The organism is Xanthovirga aplysinae (assembly GCF_009711365.1).
Classification (GTDB): Bacteria; Bacteroidota; Bacteroidia; order Cytophagales; family Cyclobacteriaceae; genus Xanthovirga; species Xanthovirga aplysinae.
In genome coordinates this window covers 1-1,124 of the sequence record NZ_SMMB01000323.1, presented here as the reverse complement: position 1 = coordinate 1,124, position 1,124 = coordinate 1, and the positions used below count along the sequence as shown (strand labels likewise).

Annotated in this window: 1 protein-coding gene; it reads left to right on the top strand. The window is 32.7% G+C overall.

Features of this window, described 5'->3' with window-relative positions:
- Positions 1–1,124, top strand: a 1,124-nt coding sequence (locus E1171_RS00965; protein WP_155203198.1) for a PAS domain-containing sensor histidine kinase, incomplete at both ends; no start/stop codon positions are given.

Here is a 1,124-nt window from a genome sequence, read left to right as displayed (position 1 = left end):
CTTTATTAGAGAAACAGAGAGCATTAAAAAAGGAGACAGAATTTAAAGATCTTTTAGAGGAAGCTTGTGACCTCGCAGCATTGTATACCTGGGATTATCATCCTGAAAATGCAACAATGACCTGGTCTAAAAAATTTATAGAATTATTTGGTATTTCAGCCAAACAAGGAAGATTTCCTATTGGAAAGAACATCAATATTGTTATTCCCAGTTGTAGAAAGGATGTTCTTAGATTTATTGGAGAGGTCCAGAAGGCGAATCTCAGTACAAGGGTAACTTACAAGGGTAGGACAACCCAAAAAGGAATCAGGACTTTCTATATGGAGGGTAAACCCATGTATAGGGGCAAGGACCAAGTCAATTATATTTTTGGAATCACTCAAGATGTAACTCAGCAAAAGATGATTGAGGAAAAGCTTAAAGATAAAAATAGAGAACTAACAAAGTCTAATAAAGAATTAGATAAGTTTGTATATAGTATTTCCCACGATATTAATGCACCTATTGCTTCACTTTCCGGTCTTCTTAACCTCATGAAATATGACATTAGGGAAAAGGAAATCAACATTTATCTTGAAAAGATTGAAAATAGTGTTTTAGGTCTTAAACGTTATATCACCGATGTACAAGATTTTTCTAAGAATGCTCAAAAAGTGGTATCTATTAAGAAAATTGAATTTCAACAGATTCTTGATGAAGGCTTAGGCATGATAGAATTTCTTCGAGGTAGCAAAAAAATTTCTCTGAATTTCGATATTGATGATAAAATTCCATTTTATTCTGATGTTTTTCGCTTAAAGGTGATCCTTAACAATTTACTTTCGAATGCCATAAAGTATTCAGATTCCCTAAAAGAATTTTCCTTTATAAACTTATATATAAAGACCAGTGAAAAAGACTGTAAAATTGTGATTAAGGATAATGGGATAGGGATATCCAATCAATATTTAGAAAGAATATTTGATATGTTTTTTCGGGCAAGCGAAGGGGTTAGTGGTTCAGGCATTGGTTTATATATTGTAAAAGAAATGTTGAGTAAATTGGAAGGAGAGATTTCCGTCCAATCCGAATTAAATATAGGTACTAGTTTTAGACTTCTTATCCCCAACCAGAGGCCTAGTAAA